The 21,346-nt window shown below is 66.4% G+C and carries 22 protein-coding genes and 1 tRNA gene; 13 read left to right on the top strand and 10 right to left on the bottom strand.

Annotation, left to right across the window (positions count from 1 at the left end; all coding sequences use genetic code 11):
* Nucleotides 1–8: 8 nt before the first annotated feature.
* From pstC to pstB, 3 genes are read left to right on the top strand one after another with little or no spacing between them, the layout of a single operon-like run.
* The gene (pstC, locus tag AC5RT8_RS08545; protein WP_494095285.1) at nucleotides 9–938 is read left to right on the top strand and encodes a phosphate ABC transporter permease subunit PstC; all 930 of its coding nucleotides are present in this window, start codon (nucleotides 9–11) and stop codon (nucleotides 936–938) included.
* Nucleotides 938–2,047: a phosphate ABC transporter permease PstA gene (pstA, locus tag AC5RT8_RS08540; protein WP_494095284.1), complete on the top strand. Its 1,110-nt coding sequence runs from the start codon at nucleotides 938–940 to the stop codon at nucleotides 2,045–2,047. Before pstC ends, pstA begins: the two co-directional genes overlap by 1 nt.
* 31 nt (nucleotides 2,048–2,078) lie before the next feature.
* Entirely contained in the window at nucleotides 2,079–2,858 is a 780-nt protein-coding gene (gene pstB, locus AC5RT8_RS08535; RefSeq protein ID WP_494095283.1) for a phosphate ABC transporter ATP-binding protein PstB, read from the top strand.
* A gap of 7 nt (nucleotides 2,859–2,865) precedes the next feature.
* Here pstB and AC5RT8_RS08530 read toward each other — a convergent pair whose 3' ends face one another.
* The 3 genes from AC5RT8_RS08530 to AC5RT8_RS08520 form a co-directional block, all read right to left on the bottom strand.
* A complete protein-coding gene (locus AC5RT8_RS08530; RefSeq protein ID WP_494095282.1) occupies nucleotides 2,866–3,876 on the bottom strand; it encodes an inorganic phosphate transporter in 1,011 nt (336 codons plus the stop codon).
* Between the two features lies 1 nt (nucleotide 3,877).
* Nucleotides 3,878–4,495, bottom strand: coding sequence for a DUF47 domain-containing protein (locus AC5RT8_RS08525; protein ID WP_494095281.1), 618 nt, complete (start codon nucleotides 4,493–4,495; stop codon nucleotides 3,878–3,880).
* Between the two features lie 317 nt (nucleotides 4,496–4,812).
* Nucleotides 4,813–5,454, bottom strand: a complete 642-nt coding sequence (locus tag AC5RT8_RS08520) for a hypothetical protein (protein WP_494095280.1) — start codon at nucleotides 5,452–5,454, stop codon at nucleotides 4,813–4,815.
* 149 nt (nucleotides 5,455–5,603) lie between these two features.
* Between AC5RT8_RS08520 and AC5RT8_RS08515 the strand changes: the two genes are divergently transcribed.
* Nucleotides 5,604–5,676, top strand: a tRNA-Lys gene (locus AC5RT8_RS08515).
* Nucleotides 5,677–5,740: 64 nt separating this feature from the next.
* Here the strand turns inward: AC5RT8_RS08515 and AC5RT8_RS08510 are convergent.
* Entirely contained in the window at nucleotides 5,741–6,073 is a 333-nt protein-coding gene (locus AC5RT8_RS08510; protein ID WP_494095279.1) for a CDGSH iron-sulfur domain-containing protein, read from the bottom strand.
* A complete protein-coding gene (locus AC5RT8_RS08505) occupies nucleotides 6,070–7,164 on the bottom strand; it encodes an iron-containing redox enzyme family protein (RefSeq protein WP_494095278.1) in 1,095 nt (364 codons plus the stop codon). Before AC5RT8_RS08505 ends, AC5RT8_RS08510 begins: the two co-directional genes overlap by 4 nt.
* Nucleotides 7,165–7,337: 173 nt before the next feature.
* On the opposite strand from AC5RT8_RS08505, the gene AC5RT8_RS08500 reads away from it, so the two are divergent.
* The 4 genes from AC5RT8_RS08500 to AC5RT8_RS08485 all read left to right on the top strand — a co-directional run bounded on the left by AC5RT8_RS08500 (nucleotide 7,338) and on the right by AC5RT8_RS08485 (nucleotide 9,877).
* Nucleotides 7,338–7,913, top strand: coding sequence for a hypothetical protein (locus AC5RT8_RS08500; RefSeq protein WP_494095277.1), 576 nt, complete (start codon nucleotides 7,338–7,340; stop codon nucleotides 7,911–7,913).
* A gap of 55 nt (nucleotides 7,914–7,968) precedes the next feature.
* Complete coding sequence (locus tag AC5RT8_RS08495) at nucleotides 7,969–8,268, top strand: GNAT family N-acetyltransferase (RefSeq protein WP_494095276.1); 300 nt, start codon at nucleotides 7,969–7,971, stop codon at nucleotides 8,266–8,268.
* A gap of 197 nt (nucleotides 8,269–8,465) precedes the next feature.
* Nucleotides 8,466–9,146: a hypothetical protein gene (locus AC5RT8_RS08490; protein WP_494095275.1), complete on the top strand. Its 681-nt coding sequence runs from the start codon at nucleotides 8,466–8,468 to the stop codon at nucleotides 9,144–9,146.
* Nucleotides 9,143–9,877 carry a hypothetical protein gene (locus tag AC5RT8_RS08485; RefSeq protein ID WP_494095274.1) on the top strand — a complete coding sequence of 245 codons (735 nt, stop codon included), beginning with the start codon at nucleotides 9,143–9,145 and terminating at the stop codon, nucleotides 9,875–9,877. Before AC5RT8_RS08490 ends, AC5RT8_RS08485 begins: the two co-directional genes overlap by 4 nt.
* Nucleotides 9,878–10,075: 198 nt before the next feature.
* Here AC5RT8_RS08485 and AC5RT8_RS08480 read toward each other — a convergent pair whose 3' ends face one another.
* Genes AC5RT8_RS08480 through AC5RT8_RS08465 form a run of 4 tightly spaced genes read right to left on the bottom strand, consistent with a single transcriptional unit; the run spans nucleotide 10,076 to nucleotide 15,376 of the window.
* A complete protein-coding gene (locus tag AC5RT8_RS08480; protein WP_494095273.1) occupies nucleotides 10,076–10,354 on the bottom strand; it encodes an HPr family phosphocarrier protein in 279 nt (92 codons plus the stop codon).
* A gap of 48 nt (nucleotides 10,355–10,402) precedes the next feature.
* Nucleotides 10,403–12,103: a phosphoenolpyruvate--protein phosphotransferase gene (ptsP, locus tag AC5RT8_RS08475; protein ID WP_494095839.1), complete on the bottom strand. Its 1,701-nt coding sequence runs from the start codon at nucleotides 12,101–12,103 to the stop codon at nucleotides 10,403–10,405.
* Nucleotides 12,104–12,134: 31 nt separating this feature from the next.
* Nucleotides 12,135–14,327: a PTS fructose transporter subunit IIABC gene (locus AC5RT8_RS08470; protein WP_494095272.1), complete on the bottom strand. Its 2,193-nt coding sequence runs from the start codon at nucleotides 14,325–14,327 to the stop codon at nucleotides 12,135–12,137.
* Nucleotides 14,327–15,376: a 1-phosphofructokinase family hexose kinase gene (locus AC5RT8_RS08465; RefSeq protein WP_494095271.1), complete on the bottom strand. Its 1,050-nt coding sequence runs from the start codon at nucleotides 15,374–15,376 to the stop codon at nucleotides 14,327–14,329. Before AC5RT8_RS08465 ends, AC5RT8_RS08470 begins: the two co-directional genes overlap by 1 nt.
* 233 nt (nucleotides 15,377–15,609) lie before the next feature.
* Between AC5RT8_RS08465 and AC5RT8_RS08460 the strand changes: the two genes are divergently transcribed.
* The 3 genes from AC5RT8_RS08460 to AC5RT8_RS08450 all read left to right on the top strand — a co-directional run bounded on the left by AC5RT8_RS08460 (nucleotide 15,610) and on the right by AC5RT8_RS08450 (nucleotide 17,589).
* Entirely contained in the window at nucleotides 15,610–16,242 is a 633-nt protein-coding gene (locus AC5RT8_RS08460; protein ID WP_494095270.1) for an alpha/beta hydrolase, read from the top strand.
* A 164-nt stretch (nucleotides 16,243–16,406) separates the two neighbouring features.
* Nucleotides 16,407–16,676 carry a GlsB/YeaQ/YmgE family stress response membrane protein gene (locus AC5RT8_RS08455; RefSeq protein WP_494095269.1) on the top strand — a complete coding sequence of 90 codons (270 nt, stop codon included), beginning with the start codon at nucleotides 16,407–16,409 and terminating at the stop codon, nucleotides 16,674–16,676.
* A gap of 160 nt (nucleotides 16,677–16,836) precedes the next feature.
* Nucleotides 16,837–17,589 (top strand): hypothetical protein, encoded by a 753-nt coding sequence (locus AC5RT8_RS08450; RefSeq protein ID WP_494095268.1) that lies wholly within the window; start codon nucleotides 16,837–16,839, stop codon nucleotides 17,587–17,589.
* A 73-nt stretch (nucleotides 17,590–17,662) separates the two neighbouring features.
* Here AC5RT8_RS08450 and AC5RT8_RS08445 read toward each other — a convergent pair whose 3' ends face one another.
* Complete coding sequence (locus AC5RT8_RS08445; protein ID WP_494095838.1) at nucleotides 17,663–18,868, bottom strand: DUF445 domain-containing protein; 1,206 nt, start codon at nucleotides 18,866–18,868, stop codon at nucleotides 17,663–17,665.
* Between the two features lie 221 nt (nucleotides 18,869–19,089).
* Between AC5RT8_RS08445 and AC5RT8_RS08440 the strand changes: the two genes are divergently transcribed.
* Entirely contained in the window at nucleotides 19,090–20,952 is a 1,863-nt protein-coding gene (locus tag AC5RT8_RS08440) for a glycoside hydrolase family 15 protein (RefSeq protein ID WP_494095267.1), read from the top strand.
* Complete coding sequence (locus AC5RT8_RS08435) at nucleotides 20,949–21,344, top strand: DoxX-related protein (RefSeq protein ID WP_494095266.1); 396 nt, start codon at nucleotides 20,949–20,951, stop codon at nucleotides 21,342–21,344. The genes AC5RT8_RS08440 and AC5RT8_RS08435 overlap by 4 nt, the downstream gene beginning before the upstream one ends.
* The last annotated feature ends 2 nt before the right edge of the window (nucleotides 21,345–21,346 follow it).

Genomic DNA, 21,346 nt, shown 5'->3' with positions numbered 1-21,346 from the left:
GTTGAGCAGTGTCCAGCAAGTCCATAACGGGAGAAGGCGGCGCCGGCCGTGCCGGAGACAAGATCTTCTCCGGCATCACGGTGGCAGCCGGGTGCCTGATCCTCTTCGTCCTGTTCTGCGTGGCGGTTTTCCTGATGTGGCAGGCGCTGCCGACATTCCTGGCCGACCCGGAGGACATCTCCGGCGGCGGGTTCGGGCAGTACATCCTGCCGCTGGTTATTGGAACGGTCATTGCCGCCGTCATCGCACTGTTGATCGCCACACCGGTGGGAATCGGCGTCGCCCTGTTCATCTCGCACTATGCTCCGCGGCGGCTCGCGCAGGGACTGGGCTACCTGGTGGACCTGCTCGCGGCCATCCCCTCAGTGGTCTACGGCGCCTGGGGCATGACGGTGCTGGCACCGGCGCTGGTGGGCCCGTACAACTGGCTGGCCGAAAATGCCGGGTGGATTCCGATTTTTGCCGGTCCGGCCAGCCAGACCGGCAAGACCATGCTCACGGCCGGAATTGTGCTTTCCGTGATGGTGCTACCGATCATTACCTCCCTTACCCGGGAGATTTTCCTGCAGACGCCGAAGCTGCACGAGGAAGCCGCGCTGGCCATGGGTGCCACCCGCTGGGAAATGATCCGGATGGCTGTTTTCCCCTTCGCCCGCCCCGGGGTCATCAGTGCCGTCATGCTGGGACTGGGCCGTGCCCTGGGCGAAACCATGGCGGTGGCGCTGGTGCTTTCCTCCGGCGGGCTGATCGCCAGCCTGATCCGGCCGGGCAACCAGACCATTGCCGCCGAAATCGCCCTGAACTTCCCTGAAGCGTTCGGGCTCCGGCTCTCGGAGCTGATCGCTGCAGGGCTCGTGCTGTTCCTGATCACGCTGGCGGTCAACGTGGTTGCCCGCTGGATCATCAGCCGCCACAAAGAATTCTCGGGAGCCAACTGATGCTCGATACCACCTCCGCGCTTACCCGTCCGGGGTCCCTGCTGACCAAGAACCGGCTGCCCCGCTACACGCCGTGGATTGTCCTGGCCGCGGCGCTGGTCCTGGGTGCGGCCCTGTCCGCCCTGCTCGGTTTCTCCATTGCGTCCTTCGCGGTCTTCACCGCGGTGCTTTTCGTCATCGGCGGCACGGTCGCCACCTGGACGGTGGAGGGCCGGCGGCATGCGGTGGACCGGCTGGCGACGAACCTGGTCTGCGGCGCGTTCTTGCTGGCACTGCTGCCCCTGGTGTCGGTGATCATCACCGTCCTGGCCCGCGGCCTGCCCGGCCTCAGCCCGGACTTCCTATTGACCTCCATGGGCGGCATGACCGGCGCCGTGGACAATGCCACGATGGACAACGGGACCGCCGTACTCGGCGGTGCCTACCACGGCATTGTCGGCACCCTGCTGATCACCTTCTGGGCCACGGTCATCTCGGTGCCCGTGGGCCTGCTGGCCGCCGTCTACCTGGTGGAATACAGCCGGGGCGGAAAACTGTCGCGGGCCATCACGTTCTTCGTTGACGTGATGACCGGCATCCCCTCGATTGTGGCGGGCCTGTTTGCCGCCGCGTTCTTCGGGCTCGTTTTCGGTCCGGGCACCCGCACGGGCTTTGTTGCGGCCGTCGCGCTGTCCGTATTGATGATCCCGGTGGTGGTCCGCTCCACCGAGGAAATGCTCAAGATCGTGCCCAACGAACTCCGGGAGGCTTCCTATGCCCTGGGTGTCCGCAAGTGGCGGACCATCCTGAAGGTAGTGGTCCCCACCGCCATTTCCGGCATCGCCTCCGGCGTCACCCTGGCGATAGCCCGGGTGATCGGGGAAACGGCACCGCTGCTGGTCACTGCCGGCTTCGTCAACACCATCAACTTCAACGCGTTTGCGGGCTGGATGAGCACGCTGCCCACCTTCATCTACCGGCAGCTGATGAGCCCCACCTCCCCGACCAACACGGATCCGAGTACCCAGCGGGCCTGGGCGGCCGCCCTGATCCTGATCATCATGGTGATGCTGCTGAACCTCGGCGCCCGCCTGATTGCCCGGATCTTCGCCCCCCGGACCTCCCGCTAGCCTTGTAAAGCGATTCACCGAGAAGGAAACCATGTCCAAGCGCATCGACGTCAAAGACCTGAATGTCTATTACGGCAATTTCCTTGCCGTGCAGGACGTCAACATCACCATCGAACCCCGTTCCGTCACCGCTTTCATCGGCCCTTCTGGCTGCGGCAAATCCACCTTCCTGCGCACCCTGAACCGGATGCACGAGGTCCTTCCCGGTGCCCGCGTGGAAGGTGAAGTCCTGCTGGACGGAGAGAACCTCTACGGTCCGGGCGTCGATCCCGTGACCGTCCGCAGCCACGTCGGCATGGTGTTCCAACGGCCCAACCCGTTCCCCACGATGTCCATCCGGGACAACGTCCTGGCAGGCGTGAAACTGAACAACAAGCGGATCTCCAAGTCCGACGCCGATGCCCTGGTGGAGAAGTCCCTCACCGGAGCCAATCTCTGGAAGGAAGTCCGCGACCGCCTGGACAAGCCCGGCTCCGGGCTCTCCGGCGGCCAGCAGCAGCGGCTGTGCATTGCCCGCGCCATTGCCGTCTCCCCGGAAGTGATCCTGATGGACGAGCCCTGCTCGGCACTGGACCCTATCTCGACGCTGGCCATCGAAGACCTCATCGAGGAACTCAAGAGCGACTACACGGTGGTCATCGTCACGCACAACATGCAGCAGGCGGCACGGGTGTCGGACAAAACGGCGTTCTTCAACATTGCAGGCACGGGCAAGCCCGGACGCCTGATCGAATACGCGGATACCCCGGTCATCTTCAGCAACCCCGCCGAGCAGGCCACGGAAGACTACGTTTCCGGCCGTTTCGGATAGGCGCCGCCTACAGGAGCGGGCTGAGGGCCAGCAGCAGGATACCGCCGAGCACCGCGGTCACCGGTGCCGTGACCAGCCAGGTGACGAGGATTTCCCGCAGCGGAATCAAGCGGACGGTGGAAAAGCGTTGGTTGGTGCCGGCGCCGACGATGGCCGACGTCATGGTCTGGGTGCTCGAAAGCGGGATATGCAGCCACAGCGCGCCCAAAAAGAGCATGGTGGAGCTGACCGCCTGGGCACTCATGCCCCGCAGCGGATCCATCCGCACGAGGCGGTACCCCAGCGTATGGGTGATCCGCCAGCCGCCGAAGAGGGTGCCGCCTGCCAGCGCAAGCGCCGCGAACAGCTGCACCCACAGGGGGATGTCGGTTTCAAGGGTCTGGCCGGCTGCCAGCAGCGCGAGCACCACAACCGCCATGGTCCGCTGGCCGTCCTGGATGCCGTGTCCCAGGGAGAAGGCGGAGGTGAACACCGATTGCGCTATCCGGTTGCCGGCGTCGCCGCGGCGCGGAGAGCTGTACCGCATCAGCCAGGTCGCCGGGAAAACCAGCAGATACGCCAGGACAAAGGCGATCACGGGCGAGAGCAGCAGCGGCAGCGCTATCTGCTCCCAGATCAGCCGGTAGGACTCTGCGATGTTCTGCCCGCCCACTAGGGTCGAGGCAGCACCGGAACCCACGAGTCCGCCCACCAGCGCATGGGTGGAGGAGGACGGCATCCGCCGCCACCAGGTCCACACGCCCCATCCGCAGGCGGCCAGCAGTCCGGCAACCAGGATGCCCAGGCCCTCCGGACCGGCGGGCAGGTCCACAAACCGCACCGTCAGGGCAACGGCCAGGGCGGTGCTGACGAGGGCGCCGAGAAGGTTGAAGGACGCGGCCAGGATGATGGCAACCGTGGGCGTCAGGGCCCGTGTACGGACGGAGGTGGCCACGGAGTTCGAAGCATCGTGGAAGCCGTTGAGGAAGGCATACGCCCCGGCGAGCAGGACGACGCCGGCCAGGAGGACAGTGGCCACCCTAGGATTCCCGAACGAGGATGCCGCCTACAAACGTGGCGGCACGGCGGAGCTGGGCGGAGGTTCCGGATAGCTGGTCGGCCAGGTCGCGGTGCCTGGCGTAGGAAAGCGGCTTGTGCTCGCGCATCAGCTCCGCGGCCCAGATCCTGCGGGACCGCTCGGCCCGCCGGGCCAGCCGAAGCATCTCGATCCAGTACTCTTCCAGATCCTCCAGCGAGGCAAGCCGGCGCATGGCGGAAGCGGTAAGTTCAGCCTGCCGGCCAATGACTTCCAGCTGCTCGGACGCCCGGCGGGACACACCGGTGAGCTTGTAAAGGGCAATGGTGTCTGCGGAAGCATCCAGGCATTCCATCGCGTCCAGCAGGACCAGGGACAGCTCGTACAGGTCTTCACGGGGAAGGGGATTAATAAAGCTGGTCCGCATCTGCGTCATGAGGGCAAAGTGCAGATCGGTGGTTTCGGCATCGATCTGATGCAGCTGCTCGGTCAGCCGGTCGAAGTCCTCCGGTTCCGCTCCGAAAATCTCCGCCAGCACCCCGGTGCCGCGCAGCAGTTGCGACGCCATGCGCGAGAGCAGCTCCAGCCCGGCGTTCTCCTGGGGAAACAGTTGAAGTTTCACGCTGGATGCGGCTCGTCGGCTGGGGGAGCGGAAAAGGTTCTCACAGCGCCAAGAATATCCGATGCCTGCACCGGCGGGACGGAAAAGTCCGCGAAACGCCTCCACCGCACAGCAGGTGGGAAAGTAGCGGTGCCGGACCGGGAGCGCCTCTCGGCGGAAGGCCGCTCGAAGCGGCTCAGAGTTGAAGCCCGGGGGTTCCGCAGTCCGACACCGATTTCAGTTTTCTACGCTCGGACGGTGATGTCAACACGGCCCCGGGGGCAGCGGCGGCACTGTGGGGAGCGCCACTGCGGGGCACGCTGCCGGCCGGGCTGCGGCTAGTCGAGTTCTCCCCGCCGCCAGGCTGCAGCCGAGTGCTCCAGGTCCTCGGCAGTGCGCACCAGTTGGCGCGCATTGCGGGTCAGCAGGGTGGCGCGGTCGCCGTTGGAGGCTTCGGAGGAATCGGCGTGGTTGGCCTGGCCCAGGGCCACCACCCGGCAGAACGCGGCGAAACGCTCCAGGGCGACGTCGAAGTCGCCCTCGAAGGCGCCGGAAAGGATGGTGTCCGCCATGGCCTGCACTTCGTCGGCACCCAGCGGTTCGGCTACCCCGGCAACCACCTTGGATACCTGTGCAACGTCTTTGCCTGCGGCGTAGTAGGAAGCAATCCGTGCGGGGTTCCGCTGGATGGAGGCGCGAAGCGCGTATAGCCGCCAGAGTGCTCCGGGCAGGGACCGGGCGGGGCTTTCGGCCCACATTTCGGCCACCGCTTCGACTCCCTGCTGGTCGGTCAGTTCCACCAGGCGGCGGGTGACCTCCGGATCGGTACTCTTTCGGCCACGGTGGACGAGTGCCTGGGCGGCCAGATGGGCTGCCTCCGATATGCGTGCCGGATCGGCACCACCGGGGAAATTGGCGAAGTCCACTGGCGCAAGAGGCTTTGGCTTGTGATGGCGCGGTGCTGGATTGGACTCACTCATATTCGAAGAATACTCCGGGATTTATGCGGAATCGAGGCGCTCTGCCGGGCGACGCGAAGCGTTCGGAAGCTAGGTTTTCCACGATCTGAGTGGTGTGCGATAAAGTGGGACAGTCGGTCCGCATGCTGTTAAAGCCGCAGGCCGGTGGAGCGCCTATAGCTCAGTTGGTAGAGCAACGTCCTTTTAAGTCGTGGGTCGCAGGTTCGAGCCCTGCTGGGCGCACCGTACAAGAATGGCTTGTCTTCGATGAAGGCAAGCCATTCTTTTTTATCCCGCAGCGCGGTGGCTACCCGGCGGCTTCCTCCGAATCCCTGCGGGCCGGTTTCGGCACCGGACGACGGCGGGAGGTGTCGAACTTCATCAGCTTGTGGGTGCCGTCGCAGTAGGGCTTGATTGCCGACCCGCCGCAGCGGCACAGGGCCACGGTTTCCCGGTCCCGGGGCACGGGAACCCCGTCCGGCGTAACGATCTCAAAGTCGCCGCGGATCAGCAGGGGTCCGTTGGGGCAGGCCACGATGGACGCAGGCGCAGTGCCCTCCCGCTTGTAGCGGGCAGAGGCGGGGCCCGTCTCCGGAATGGCGTCCGTCCCTTCCGGGGACGCGTCCGGAAGACCCGTCACGGCGTCACCCCGGAAGCCGCTGCCGAAGCTGCGAGGGCCGCTTCGGCGGGTCCGGCGTCGTTCGCCAGGGGCACCAGCAGCGCGGACTCGCCCGCCTTCCAGGCGCGAAGCTGGTCTTCGCCGAGCAGCGCATCGATGGCCAGGACCGTAGCGGCACCGAAAACGATGTCCGCGAGCAGATGGGGTTCGGCCTCCGCCAGGCCGCCGGCCAGGTCCCTTGCGGCAATCTGTTCGTGCACGGCGTCGGCTTCCACGTGTTCGTCGAAGTAGTAGGTGACATCGTCGCTGAAGCCGTGCCGGCGGAACCCGCGGGCGTAGAACGAGTTGGGTATCGAGGACGTCATTTCAAAGGCCGCCAGGTGCCCGGCAATGGCACCGCGCAGGCGGCGGTTCAGCCCGAAGAGCGACATGGCGTTCGAGGATGCCAAAGTCAGTGCGGGAACCAGGTCGATGTAGTAGCCGTAACCGGAATCCAGGCCGAGGCCCTCCATGGTGATGCCGAACAGCTTCGAGTGCATCCGTTCGACCCGCCCTCCGCCGTACTCATCGGCCTGGATCTCCACCAGGGCAGCCTTGGCCCGGCCCACCGGCAAGCGCGGAATGGCCCAGCTGTGCGGATCCGCTTCCTTCAGCTGATAGACCGAGCGCAGGATCAGGAATTCGCGCAGCTGTTCCACGCTGGCCTTGCCGGCGATGAACCGGGACACGCTGGGGCCGTCGTCGTCCGCCGCCAGGCGAAAGAGAGTCTCCGCAACGGCTTCGCTTTCAGGTGCGGGCAGCTCGGGAACGGGCACGGTACGGCGCAGCACATCCTCGAAGGCGGTCTCCAGCCGTGCCCGGAGGCGGATGAGTTCAGGGTCCCACTCTGCCGCGTCCTCGACTGTGTCCAGTCCGCTGTAGTGCAGCTCGTACAGGCAGAACAAGGACAGCTGGAGGTCTTCGTCGCGGAGCAGGTCCGGGGTGGCAGCCAGCGCTTCGTCCACGAGCAGGTCCAAGGACTGCCGGGCGTCGGCGGAGCCTGGACCGCCGTGGTTCTGGAGCAGGTCAATCAAGGCGGCGCTGACGCGCCCCCTCGGGGCGGGAATCTTCATTGCTTTCCTTAAAGGGCGCGTTTTCCGGCGGGCAGGGAGGAACAACCCACAGGTCAGCATACTTGCTACGGCCCCCGCAGGCCGTTTGCCGGGCAGAAGCGGGCGGCATTGACCTTTCCCGCCGGGTTGGGTGCAATGGAGGCAAAGACGCGGTGCGTCGGGGAGGGGAGGTCATGGTCGAGACAGGTTTTTCACCGGTCCTTCCGCTGCTGCTGCTGGTCCTTCTGCTGGCCGCTGCCGCCGCCGGAATGGACCGGGCGTTCCGGACACGGGACGGGGAAAGCATCTTCTGGGCCGGATTGACCGCATTCTTGGCTGTCCTGCTCACCGCCGCGTGGGCGGTCGCCGCCACCCCTGCCGGATCCGCCGCAGTAGGCCTGGTTGTGGTGGCCGGGAGTATTGCCGCGGCGTTTTGGCTTGCCGGGCGGGACCGCCGTCGTCGCCGGCAGCGGAAAAGCCTGCAGCTCGAAGCAGCGCTGGCCGCGGTCGTAACGCGCCACCGGGACGTCCTCGCGCGGTGGAGCGCCTATGAACTGGACCCCTGGCTTGCAGCGGAGCATCCGCAGCTCCTCGATGTCCGTGCACCGGAAACCCGGAAGCTTATCCGGGCGATGAAAGCGGCTGAACAACTGCGGCCGGAAACAGCGTCCGCGCCGGAAGAAACGGCCGCCTATGCCGAGGCAGTCACGACGCTGGAAGACGCGCTGCGCCGGGCGGAAGAGGCCGCCCGCGGCAAACGCGCGGCATAGGTGGGCGTAGCCGGCGGGGCTGGACCGGGGTGGAATTGCGTGGCAGTCTCTGCCCATGACTACCAAAGACATCCGCATCTCGCGCAATGACGGACTCAGCCGCTACGAACTGCGGCTGGACGGCACGCTCGTCGGGATTGCCGATTACCGGATGGAATCGGATTCCGTAGCGCTGACCCACACGCAGATGGAACCGGACTACCAGCACCAGGGTTACTCTTCCCGGCTGGCGAAATATGCGGTGGATGACATTGTCGCCGGCGGGGACCGGGTCAAGCCGTACTGCAGCTACATGGCGGCCTACCTGCGCAAGCACCCGGAGTACAACCACCACGTTTCGTGGCCGCAGGACTGACCGCGCGGCAGTGACGGAACGGGGGGGCTCATCCGTGCTGCCCTTAAAGTGAAGCTGGCTTCCCGCTCTGCATATGGGGGGAACGCAGAAGGGGAAGCCAGTTCCAACAGTATAATTCCATTCGTCCGGGTAAATCCAATCGAGGGGGGCCAAAGATGGCGGTGTCTGCCAGGTCTTTCCAAAACTGGCGCACTGCAGTGGCTCCCGGCGAATCCAATGCGGACCTCTGCCGCAGGACCGGCATCAAGCGTTCCACCCTCGGCCAGCAGATTGTCCGCGGCAAGGTCGCGGAGATTACCGTTGTCCGGGTGGCCCGGGCCTACGGGAAAAACCCGATCGAAGCACTCTCGGATTTCGAGGAGTACTCCGACCTGCTCGGCGGACCCTGGCGGCCGGCTCCGGCGGAGCTGATCAGCCAGGTCTCCTATGTCTGCATCCTGCAGGTAGTCCTGGCCAGGGCCACTTCCGGACTCTCGAAGTGTCCGGACCCGGATAAGTATCCGCACAGGAACGCGATCCGCTCCTGGTTCGAGGCAGTGGACCCGGGAGATCTGCGCCAACGCCTAAGCGCCAATACCGGCGTCGCACCCCAGAATATTTCCGCGCAGCTTTCGGCCGGGCGCCTGGCGCCCGAATTGGCCGTGGAGGCTGCGCGGCTTGCCGGTGCCTCGCTCCCGGGCGGCCTGGTGGCCACCGGGCTGGTCACGCAGGATGAGGCGGGCTGGCCAAAGGAAGGCCGGCAGGAAGCGCTGGCCGCACTCAGCGATTCCGAACTCATCTTCCTTGCCCGGGACCGCCTCGAAGGGGTCGGAAAACAACTACGGAAGTATGAACACGATGTGGAGAATGATCTAACGCTCTTGGAGAATCTCGGATGAATATTGTTACCGCCATTCAGTACGGCGCACTGGCCGTTGCGGCGGTCTCCGCCCTGGTTCGTTTGCCGCTGGCAATCCGGGGCCGCAACCCAATGCTTTTCTGGGGCCTTGCCTTTACCACCGTGGGAGTGGCGCTCAGCATTCCGTCAATTTATCTTCCCGTGGACGCGATGCTTGGCGGAACAAACCTCGCCAACCTGATTCTCCGGTATGCGACCTACGGTGTCGTGGCATTGATTGGCGGCAGCGCAGCCGCCGCCTTCCGCGCTCCGAGGGTCCGCCGGATCATCCTGGGAGTACCCGGACTCGTAGTGCTGGCCGCGACAGTCGTCGCGACTACCGTGCTGTTCAGCATGGGCGACATGCCGAAATCCTCCCCGGGCCTCACCAGCTACATGACCCAGGACGCCGTCTGGAACTATTCGGTCATTGGACGGGTCTACCCCGCCTACATCGGCGCCTGCCTGATCATCCCGGCCTTCCGTATGGCCCTGACTGCACGCCGCATCCCGCTGCGGATCGGGGCGGCGCTGATAGGCATCGCCCTCACCGAACTGGTGGTCTGGTCGGCGCTGTGGGTCACCGGTCAGCAGACCGGCGTATGGGACTACATCCTGCCGCATTCCTCGGTGATTCTCCTGGCGGCGGGGCTTAGCCTGGTGGCGCTCTTCGGTATCGCGGCTAAAAGGCAGGAAAAGCAAAGTTTGCTTACTTCTAACTTGTCTTGGTGACAATTAGATAAAGTAGTTCACGTTTTCATGTTTGTGTGCCAGAATAATGAATATGTAACGTCCGCTGCCTGTGGGGGGTCAGCGTGAAGTTGCAACGAAGCCAACGGAACTGCCGTTGGCTTCGTCATTTCCGGCAATTGCCGGGCGTGCAAGGGCGGGACATTCATAGAACGGATGAGTGCCCCGCCTCTTGTCTGTCTACGTGGCGTCCAGGTCCGTTTCGAGGATCTTCGCAAGTTCCTCAAGGGCGGCTTCCGCCCCTTCCCCGTCCGACCGCAGCACTACAACATCTCCGTGTGATGCGCCCAGGCTCATCAGGGACAGCATGCTGGAGGCATCCATCGCCTCCTCCGCCGGATCGCCCTCCATGCCGATAGTCACTTCAACGGGCTGGGCCGCCGCAGCTTCCGCAAAGATCGATGCAGGGCGGGCGTGGAGTCCAACTCGACTGGCCACTGTGGCTTTGCGTTCTGCCATTTCGGTTCCTTCCGTGGTTTGCGCTGCTGGCTTCGTCCGGGCCTGCGGTCACAGTCCGAGCTGTTCGAGGACGGGCAGGCGGCTGCGCACAATCGTCCGTGCCTCAGCGGCGGAGTGTGCTGCCAACGCCCTGGCGGCCAGTTCCTTCGCCTCCTCCAGAGTCACGGATCCGAGGACGGTGCCGACGCCGGACAGCGCCCGGGGAGTCATGGACAGCGTATTCACGCCCATGCCGGCGAGAACGACGGCGAGTGCCGGGTCCGCCGCCGCCTCTCCGCAGACCCCGACTGTCCTCGCGCCGGCGGCCGGCTCCAGGGCCGTCGCGCGCGCTGCCCCGGCAACGGTGGCGGAAATCAGCTGCAGCACTGCCGGCTGCCAGGGGTCGTTCAGGGAAGCCAGCGAACCCAGCTGCCGGTCCGAAGCCATGGTGTACTGCGTGAGGTCATTGGTGCCCAGGCTGGCGAACCGCACCCGGGAGAGGATGGCTTCGGACATCAGTGCCGCTGCCGGTACCTCCACCATTACGCCGGGCATGCCAAGCCCGGCTCCGGCGCACATGACGGCGAAGTCGGCGGCTTCCTCGGCGGTGGATATCATCGGCGCCATGACCCAGACATCGGCAGTGTGCGCGCCGGCAGCAGCCGCGATGGCTTCGAGCTGGCGGGCGAGGACGCCGGGGGAGACGTAGTCGGTCCGGTAGCCGCGGACTCCCAGCGCCGGGTTGGGCTCCGTTGCGTCCGTCAGGAACGGCAACGGCTTGTCCGCACCGGCGTCGAGTGTCCGGATGACGACCTTGCGGCCGGGGAAGGCTTCGAAGACCGCCCCGTATGCGGCCACCTGTTCCTCGACGGTGGGTTCCGTATCGCGGCCGAGGAAGCAGAATTCCGTACGCAGCAGGCCGATTCCCTCGGCGCCGGCTTCCGCGGCGGCACGTGCGTCCTTTCCGGAACCGACATTGGCCAACAGGGGCACCGAAAAGCCGTCGGCGGTCGCTCCCGTGCCGTTGAATGCCGGAAGCGACGAGCGCGAGGCGTATTTCTGTGCCGAGGCGCGTTCCTCGTCGCCGGGTTCCACCACCACGGTTCCGGAACTGCCGTCGAGGTAGATTTCCGTCCCGTCGGCAACCCCGTCCGCTCCGGGCGCTCCCACCACGGCCGGCAGGCCCAGGGAACGGGCAAGGATGGCGGTATGGGACTGCGGCCCGCCCTCGCTGGTGACCAGCCCGATCACCATTGCCGGATCCAGTGTGGCGGTGTCGGCCGGGGCCAGTTCCACTGCCGTGAGGATGAAGGGGACATCGGAGGCGGGAATCCCGGGAGCCGGCAGCCCGTTCAGCTCGGCGACAATCCGGGAGCGGACATCGAGTACGTCCTGGGTCCGTTCCGCCATGTAGCCGCCCAGGCTTTGCAGCATTGCGGCCACCTCCATGCCTGCCTCCCAGATGGCCCGGTCCGTTGCCATGCCCGCGTTGATGTGTTTGCCGGCCGCTTTGAGCAGCATCGGGTCGGAGGCCATCATGGCCGTGGCGTCCAACACGGCCTTGGCGTCCCCCGAGGTCGTCTCCGCGCGGTGCAGCAGGTCACGCCGGACCGCTTCGGCGGCATCCTTGAGGCGGGCCTTCTCCCCGTCCACTGTGCTGCCCGGTGCGGGTTTCGCCTCGGCGTCGGGCTCGGGTACCGGAGGCGGCATCCGGCGCGACAGGCCGAGGACGCGTCCGGCGCTGACTCCGATTCCCTGGATGGTCCGCATCATCTAAGCCTTCCTTTTCGTCGGCAGTGCCTTACGCAATGGCAGGTTCCTCCGCCTTCTTCCGGGGCTTCACGTACCGCTTCAGGGCCACGTAGACGAAGCCGGTAACTGCCGCCCCCGCCAGGATGGCGACAATGAACATCAGGAGGTTTCCGATGGCGAAGAAGACGAAGATTCCTCCGTGGGGTGCCTGTGAGGTTACCCCGGTTCCCATGCAGATGGCACCGGCAACCGCCCCGCCCAGCATGGTGGAGGGAATAACCCGGAAGAAGTCGGAGGCGGCAAACGGAATGGCGCCCTCCGAGATGAAGGCGGCACCCAGCAGCCATGCAGCCTTGCCGTTTTCGCGCAGGGCCATGCTGAACTGGTTTTTCGCCAGCACTGTGGAGGCAAACGCCATTCCCAGCGGCGGGACCATACCGGCTGCCATGACGGCCGCCATGATTTCCCAGGGCACCTGGTTCTCGAAGCTGCCTTCCCCGAGGCCGGCCACCGCGAACGCATAAGCCACCTTGTTGATCGGGCCGCCCAGATCCGAGCCCATCATCAGGCCCAGGATGATGCCCAGCCCGATGGCTGCGACCCCCGTGAGGCCCGTCAGCCAGTTGTTCAGCCCCAGGGTCAAAGCGGCAATGGGCCCGCCCAGGACCAGCATCATCAGGCCGGAGGCGATGATGGATGCCAGGAGGGGAATGATGACCACCGGCATCAGCCCGCGCATCCACGACGGAACGTTCCAGCCGCCGATCCACCGGGCGGCGTAGCCGGCCAGCAGACCGCCGATGATGCCGCCGATGAAGCCGGCATCCATGAAGACCGCAACGGACCCGGCGGTGAAGCCCGGTGCTATGCCCGGCCGGTCCGCCAGGGCATAGGCAATGTAGCCGGCCAGCGCCGGCACCAGGAAAGCCAGGGAGAGGTTGCCGATTTTCCAGAACACGGCCCCGAGGTAGGGGATGACGCCTTCAGGGGGCGGGCTCAGGATCGAGGTGCCGTCGAGCATCCGGTCGCCGTTGGCGACGTCGTCCACCGAGAGGGAGAGCTCGTAGCCGCCCAGCAGGAAGCCCAGGGCAATCAGCAGGCCGCCGCCGGCGACGAACGGAATCATGTAGCTGACGCCGGTCAGCAGGGCCCGCTTGAGCTGTCCGCCGAACCCTTCCCCGCCGGACCCGGAGCCTTCCTCATTCTCGCCGCCGCCGCCTCCGCCCCCGGTCACCCGCCGGGCGTTGGGGTCGTTGACCGCGTTGAGGGCTTCGTCGATCATGACGCCCGGCTCGTCGATCCCGCGTTTCACCGGGCCGCTGATCACGGGCTTACCCGCGAAGCGGCCCTTGTCCCGGACATCGACGTCGACGGCGAAAATCACCGCTTCCGCGTTGCGGATGACATTGGGGTCCAGGGGAGTGGACTTGGCCGATCCCTGCGTTTCCACCTGCAGGTCGACCCCGCGTTCGGCTGCCGCGGCGGCCAGGGAATCCGCCGCCATGTAGGTATGCGCAATGCCGGTGGGGCAGGCCGTGACGGCAACAAGGTGGCGGGACCTGGAGGTATCCGTTTCGGTGGCCCCGGTGCCGCCCTCGGAGGCGGGGGCATTTGCCCCGTGGCCGCCGTCGTCCGTTCCACCCGGCTGCCCGCCGCTTCGGGAGCCGACATCGCTACCTGCGGCCGTGGCTCCGCCGGCACCTGCGGCTCCGGCACCTGCGGCCCCGGCAGCCGTGGCGCCGGTGGCCTGCCCCGCTGCCCCCGCTCGTCCGGCGCCTGCCGGCGACGGGCCGAGCCCGAGCGCCCCGTCCACGAGTTCCACAATCTGCGCCGGGGAAGAAGCGGAGCGCAGCGAGGCGGTGAAGTCTTTGCGGATGAGGGACCGCGCCAGCTTGGCGAGCAGCTGCAGGTGTTCCTGGTCTGCACCCTCCGGGGCGGCGATGAAGAAGACAATGTCCGCGGGACCGTCCTTGGCGCCCCAGTCCACGGCCGGGCGGATCCGGGCCATGGCAAGCGTCGGCTGAGTAACGGCAGCGGACCGGCAGTGCGGAATCGCAATGCCCCCCGGCACCCCGGTGGCGGTTTTCGACTCCCGGGCCATGGCATCGGCGTAAAGGTCCTCGTAGCTGGACGCCCGGCCGGCCGCCGCCACCCCCCGGGCCAGGTGGCCGATGACCGTTCCTTTGTCCGTGCCGAGGTTCTCGTCCAACGTAACCAGATCGGGTGTGATGAGGTCCGACATCAGCTTTCCTCCTTCGATGACGACGACGGCGGAGCCGCGGCGCGTTCGGCCGCTGCAGGACTGTGCGGGATTCCGCCGGTGCCGTTGAGGGTGGTGATCGTGACAGCTTCCGGATCGGTTGCCGCGAGGGTGGGAACGGTGGTTCCGGGCAGCGACGCCGCAGCAGCGCCGTGGGCTACGGCCTGGCGCAGGCAGTCCGGCGGCGCTCCGCCGGCAACCTCGGCCAGCAGGTATCCGGCCAGGGCCGAATCCCCGGCGCCGACGGTCGACCGGGCCCGCACCGGTGGACGGGTGGCCAGCCAGCTTCCGGCGGGGGTGACCAGGAGCGCGCCCTTGGCTCCGAGGGTGGCAAGCACGGCGCCGACGCCGCGTTCAATCAGCATTCCCGCGGCCCGCGCGGCCAGCAGGGGATCCGCTTCAAGGGCTGCTTCGGAGGAAAACCCCGTGGCCTCGCAGAGTTCCTCCGCATTGGGTTTGAGCAGGTCCGGGGCCGCCCCGTGGAGCAGTGCCCCCATCAGGGGCGGACCCGAGGAATCGATGGCTATGCGCGGCGCTGCAGAACCGAGCCGGTCCCTCACTGCATGCGCCACGGAAGCGTAGAAGTCCGGGGGCACTTCGGGAGGCAGTGAGCCTGCCAGCACCAGCCAGGACCCCGGTCCGGCGCCGCCGGCGGTGCAGGCTCCCACCAGCAGGGTAATGAGGGCTTCCTGCTCGGCCGGTTTCAGCGGCGGGCCGGGGGCGTTGACCTTGGTGGTGGTGCCGTCCGGCTCCGTGAGCGTGATGTTGCTCCGCAGCGGCGCCTCGATGGGCAGGTTCAGGTATTCAACCGAGGCCAGCCGCAGTCCGGCCATGACCGGATCGGCGTCGGCGCCGGGAAGCACGGCGATGGAGCGGACGCCGGAGACCGTGAGTGCCCGGGTCACGTTCACGCCCTTGCCCCCGGGTTCTTCTGCGGCTGACACGGCGCGCTGCACGGCGCCCCGCATCAGCTCGCCGGGGAGGGAAACGGTTCGGTCCAGGCTGGGGTTTGCGGTAAGGGTGAGGATCATGAAGGGGATCCGTCCAGGCCTGGCCTGCCGCGGCCGGCCGGTGTTTGGGGTTGGAACGGCGTGGCGGTGCGGTTCCCGGCTGTCGTGGTGGCTTCTCCCCGCATACGCTGCGGGCGGCAGCCACGCTTATTCGCTGATGCGACTTTACTTTTGGTGCCCTGCCCGTGGCAATGGGCTCCGGCCGGGGCTGCATCGGCAGCCTGCAAACGGCCGTGCACCGCTAGGCTGAACCGATGGAAAACGTGGCGTGGTCCGAGGCCCCCGGCCGACGGCGGGGACGTGAACTGGTGGTCCTGCTGCACGGGTATGGTTCCGGGGAACAGGCGATGGAACGGCTCTTCCCGGCGCTGCCGCCTACCGCGGTGGGGGCTGCGGTGCGGGGGCCGCTGGACGTGGGCGGAACCAGCGGGTGGTTCCTGCTGGACCCGCTGCTGAACTCCGACACCAGCGAGGTCCTGGAATCGGCCCTGATGCTGCTGGCCTGGCTGGACCGGATCCGGGCGGAGGAGGACTTCACCGGAATCTCACTCGTAGGGTTCTCGCAGGGGATGGCCATGGCGGGCACGCTCCTGCGGCTGCGGCCGCGGGATTTCCGGGCCGTTGTAGGGCTGTCCGGCTGGATTGCGCGCAATGAACTCCTGGCTGCCGCGGAACCGCTGCCGTCCCGGGTTCCGTTCTTTTGGGGACGGGACCGGCAGGACTGGGTCATCAGTACCGACGCGGTCGATTACACCCGGGAATGGCTGGAGGAAAACGCCGCCCTCACGGCACGGACGTATGCGCAAATGGGGCACGCCATCGGCGCCCGGGAGATCTCTGACGTGGCGGTTTTCCTTCGCCGATACCTTGCTTCCGACACGCCGTAGCGGTGGAATAGCCACGCGCGCCCGCATTAACTAACACAACCGCAGCCGGATGAAAACTCCCCGCAAACTACAGACTAAGCATGCTGATCAAGTAGGCTGGAATAAAGCGCGGCCCACAAGGCCACGCTGAAAATCACTGTCACTCACACAGCAAGGAGAATCAAATGGGTTTCATTGCGTTCCTTATTCTGGGTCTCATCGCAGGTGCAATTGCAAAGATGATCCTCCCGGGTCGCCAGGGCGGCGGCTGGATTGCCACCCTGATCCTGGGTGTTATCGGCGCTCTTCTGGGCGGCTGGCTCGGCGGGCTTCTGTTCAATGTTCCGCTCGAGAACTTCTGGTCCATCCAGACCTGGCTCGTTGCCATTGTCGGCGCCCTCATCGTTCTGGTGATCTACGGCTTCGTCACCCGCAAGAGCGGCAACCGCGCCTAAGTAGTGCTGACGCGCCGCTCACGCGGTGTGTTGATTTAGAGGGCGGGGTCCCGGCGGAATTTTCCGCCGGACCCCGCCCTTTGCTTTAGGCAAACCCCGATGGTGTTGACGTAATACCGTAGGTGCGAAGCCTGTACCGGATTTCCCCAAGGAGAGTTCTGTGAAGCGACGTAGTTTCAATCCCGCAGCCAAACTGGCTGGACGAGCCACCATCGGCCCGGACGGCAAGCCCAAGCCGCAGGTAGTGAAGGCCATCGAGCGCGCCGTGGAGGTCCAGCGGCCCCTGGTGCTGGCGAACATCCGCAGGATGCAGCGCAAGAATCCGTCCGCCAATGCGGCCGAACTGATCAGTATCCTGGACCGGCACTACCTCAACGCGGTTACGGGAGGCGGTGCAGCCATCGGTGCCACCGCCGTGGTTCCGGGCGTCGGCACGGCGGCTGCCCTTGGCCTGTCGGCTGCGGCAACGGTCGGTTTCCTCGAAGCCACTGCGCTCTACGCACAGTCGGTGGCTGAACTGCACGGAGTGCGGCTGGCCGATCCGGAGAAGTCCCGGACCATGGTCATGGCCATCATGCTGGGCGAAGAAGGAACGTCCATGATGCAGTCGCTGGCCGGACGCGGTACCGCGCAGACCTGGGGCAGCACCGTGGGCAGCATGCCGTCGGGCCTGATGGGCTCGGTGGGCAGCCGTATCCGCAAGCAGTTCCTCAAGCGCTTCATGGCCCGCCAGGGCACCGCCCTGCTGGGACGGGCCCTGCCGCTGGGTGTTGGCGCCGTCGTCGGCGGTGCCGGGAACCATGCCATGGGCAAGGGCGTCATCAAGGCGACGCGTGCAGCCTTCGGCGAGCCGCCGACGTCGATCCCCGGGCAGCTGGCCGGAGAACTGGACCAGATCGAGAAATCGGCCTAGGGCAGCTTCCCCTCAAGGAAAGAAAGGCCCGCCGGCATGATGCCGGCGGGCCTTTTGCGGATCTGGAACCTGCCTAGCCGAAAACCGCCGTGGCAACGGTGAAAATCGCCAGCCCGGCCAGCGATCCAACCACCGTGCCGTTGATCCGGATGAACTGGAGGTCCTTTCCCACCTGCAGCTCGATCTTCTCCGAAGTTTCCTGCGCGTCCCAGCGCTCCACCGTCTCCGTGATGACTCCGGCGATGTCCTTGCTGTACGTGCGGACCAGATAGCCCGCGGCGTCGGCCACATAGCCGTTCACCTTGGCCGCGAGTTCGGGCTCATTGATCAGCCGCGTCCCGAAGTCCTGCAGTGCGGACTTGAAGTTGCGGGTGAGCTCGCTCTCGGGGTCGTCCACCGCCGTCATGAGCGCGTTTTTGATGGTGGTCCAGGTGGAGGTCATCAGGTCCCGAACGCGCGGATCGTCCAGCACCTGTTCCTTGACCGCATCGGCCTTGGCCATGGTCTTGGGGTCTTCCTGCAGGTCCCGGGCCACTCCCGTGAGGTAGTTGTCCAGGGCTACGCGGAGCTGGTGGTTGGGATCCTCCTGCACGTCGATGAGGAACTTTTCGGCCTGGATCTGGACCCGCTCACCCACCAGGTCATCCACGAACGCAGGCACCCACGACGGCGACCGCTCGGCCACGAGCCGGCTGATCACCTGCGGATTGGCCAGCACCCAGTCCGCGAGGCTGTCCACGATCAGGTTCACCAGCTGGTGGTGGTGGCCCTCCTCGAAGATGGCCTGAGCCATCCTTCCGGCCGGAGGCCCCCACTGCGGATCCACCACGTGGCGGCGGAACATCGATTCCAGGACGTCGCGGACGGAATCGTCGTCGAGGACCCGGAGTGCTCCGCGGATCGCCGCGGCGCCCTCGGTAGCCACGCGTTCGGCCCCCTCGGGGCGGGCCAGCCAGGTCCCTGCCTTCGCAGCTACCTGCATGGAGTCGAGCTTGTTCCGGATGATGTCCTCGGCCAGGAAGTTTTCTTCCACGAACTGGCCAAGGGACGCCCCGATCTGGTCCTTCTTTTCCGGGATGATGGCCGTGTGCGGGATCTTCACCCCCATTGGATGCTTGAACAGGGCGGTCACCGCGAACCAGTCGGCAAGGGCGCCGACCATGCCGCCCTCCGCGGCGGCCCGCACGTATTCCAGCCAGGGGTATCTGTCCTGCAGGGCGAAGGAGAAGAGGAAGATGACGGCCAGGAGGATCAGCAGACCGGTAGCCAGCATCTTCATGCGCCGCAGGGCATAGGCACGCTGCTCGTCGGTAGGCGGGGCAACCACGCTCACGCGTGCACCTCCTTCGCGGATAGAGACATGTTCGAGGTTGACGCGTATTTCAATACCGCTCCCTAATCCAGTGCGGATCCCGCCGCCGGAAGTTCGGCGCGGGGCCACCCCAATCTAATCAGTGATTGCCGCGGCTGCGCTACGAGCCCGGCATCCGGTGCCCACCCGTGTGGTTGAGTAGTGCCATGGCATCCCCCATCGAGGATTATGCGCTGGTCTCCGATCTGCATACCGGAGCCCTGATTTCGCGGAACGGCAGCATGGACTGGCTGTGCCTTCCGCGTTTCGATTCACCGTCGGTGTTCGGCGCGCTGCTGGGGAGCAGCGACCACGGCAGGTGGCTGCTGGCTCCGGAAGATGCCGCTTCGCGCGTCACGCACCGCGGTTATGTCGAATCCACTTTCGTGCTCCGCACGCATTGGCACACGCCCACCGGAGCGGTCCGGGTCACGGATTTCATGCCGGTGAAGGACCGGCGGGCATCCCTGATCCGGCGGATCGAAGGCCTGGGCGGCAGCGTGGACATGCGGCAGGAACTGGAAATCCGCTTTGACTACGGCACGGTCATTCCCTGGGTTTTCCGGGGACGGAACGACGACGGCGAATACGTTTCAGCCATTGCGGGCCCCGGGGCGCTGGTCCTCCGCGGCCCCAGCCTGCCGGAAGCGGACAACCACCGCCACGTCGGCGTTTTCACGGTCCGGGCCGGGGAGTGCGTGGACCTGGACCTCACCTGGTACCCCTCGCACCGCCCGGTGCCGCCCCCGATGGATGTGGGCGCCGCCCTCGCCCGGACCACCGCCTACTGGCAGGACTGGGGCCGCCGCTGCCTGCGGGACGTCCCCTACGAACATGCGGTGCGCCGCTCCCTGCTGGTCCTGCGGGCCCTGACCCACGAGGACACCGGCGGGATTGTCGCGGCTCCCACCACTTCCCTGCCCGAGACCGCGGGAGGGGACCGGAACTGGGACTACCGGTACTGCTGGCTGCGGGATGCAGCCCTCACGCTCGAAGCCATGATGACCCACGGTTACGAGGACGAGGTCCTGCAGTGGCGCAGCTGGCTCCTGCGCGCAGTGGCCGGAGATCCGGAGGACCTGCAGATCCTGTACGCGGTGGACGGCGGGCGGGAACTTACCGAGCAGATCCTTCCGCAGTTTCCCGGTTATGGCTCGGCTGTGCCGGTGCGGATCGGCAACGGCGCGGTGCGCCAGTACCAGGCGGACGTTGTGGGCGAAGTGCTGGTGGCCCTGGACCGGCTGCGGGACCGGGGCGTGCCGGAGGACCACTTTTCCTGGCCCCTGCAGCGGGCATTGCTGACCTTCCTGGAAAAGCACCTGGAGGAACCGGACCACGGCATCTGGGAGATGCGGGGGACACCGCAGCATTTCACCCACTCGAGGGTCATGATGTGGGCGGCCTTCGACCGGGCCGCCAAGGCCGCCAGGACCTACGGACTGGACGGTCCCGTCGAAGTCTGGGAAGGCCTGCGGGACGGCCTGCGGGACGAGGTGATGGAACGCGGCTGGGACCCCGGAATGAACTCCTTCACCCAGTTCTACGGCAGCGGCACCGTTGACGCGTCGCTGCTCCAGCTGCCGCACGTGGGTTTCGTTGCCTACGACGATGCAAAGATGCTGGGCACGGTAAGCCGGCTGGAATCGGAGCTGCTCAACGGGTCCGGGCTGCTGCTGCGCTATGCCACCGGGACCGGGGTGGACGGACTGACAGCGGGGGAGAACCCTTTCCTGGCGTGCAGCTTCTGGCTGGTGGAACAGTACGCCCATACCGGCCGGCTGCCCGAGGCCCGGCGGCTGATGGACCAGCTGGTGGGGTACGCCAACGAGCTGGGCCTGCTGAGCGAGGAATATGATGCGGAAAACGCCACCATGGCGGGAAACTTCCCGCAGGCGTTTTCCCACCTGGCACTGGTCCGCGCAGCCGACGCGATTGCCGCGGCCGTCGCCGCAGAAGTGCCGCCCACGCCATCCCGGCAGGCGGCAGTCCCCACAACCGAAGGAACCCGATGAACCGACAGACGCTCTCAGCGGCGGCCATGGCGGCCCTGCTGGCCACCAGCGCCGTCAACCACTTCCGTAACCCGCGCTTCTACAACGCGGTGGTTCCGCGCAGCATCAGTACCGATGCGGAGGGGAAATATGGTGTGCTGACCCGGCGGCAGTGGACGCACATCAGCGGAGTCATTGAGTGTGCGGCCGCGGCTGGACTGCTGCTGCCGGCCACCCGGCGGGCGGCGGCAACGGCCACGGCGGCCATGTTCGTGGCTTTCATCTCGGGGCACATCACGGCGCTGCAGCGTGCCTTCAGCCCCCGCGGCGGCGGGAAGGAGAAGCTCATCCACAGCCTGCGGCTGCCGCTTCAGGTGCCGTTGATCCTCTGGGCCTGGAACCTGCGGAAGTAGCG

The sequence above is a fragment of the Arthrobacter sp. Ms25 genome (genome assembly GCF_059090365.1).
The sequence above is the reverse complement of the archived record's forward strand: the minus strand, read 5'-3'. Positions and strand labels throughout refer to the sequence as shown.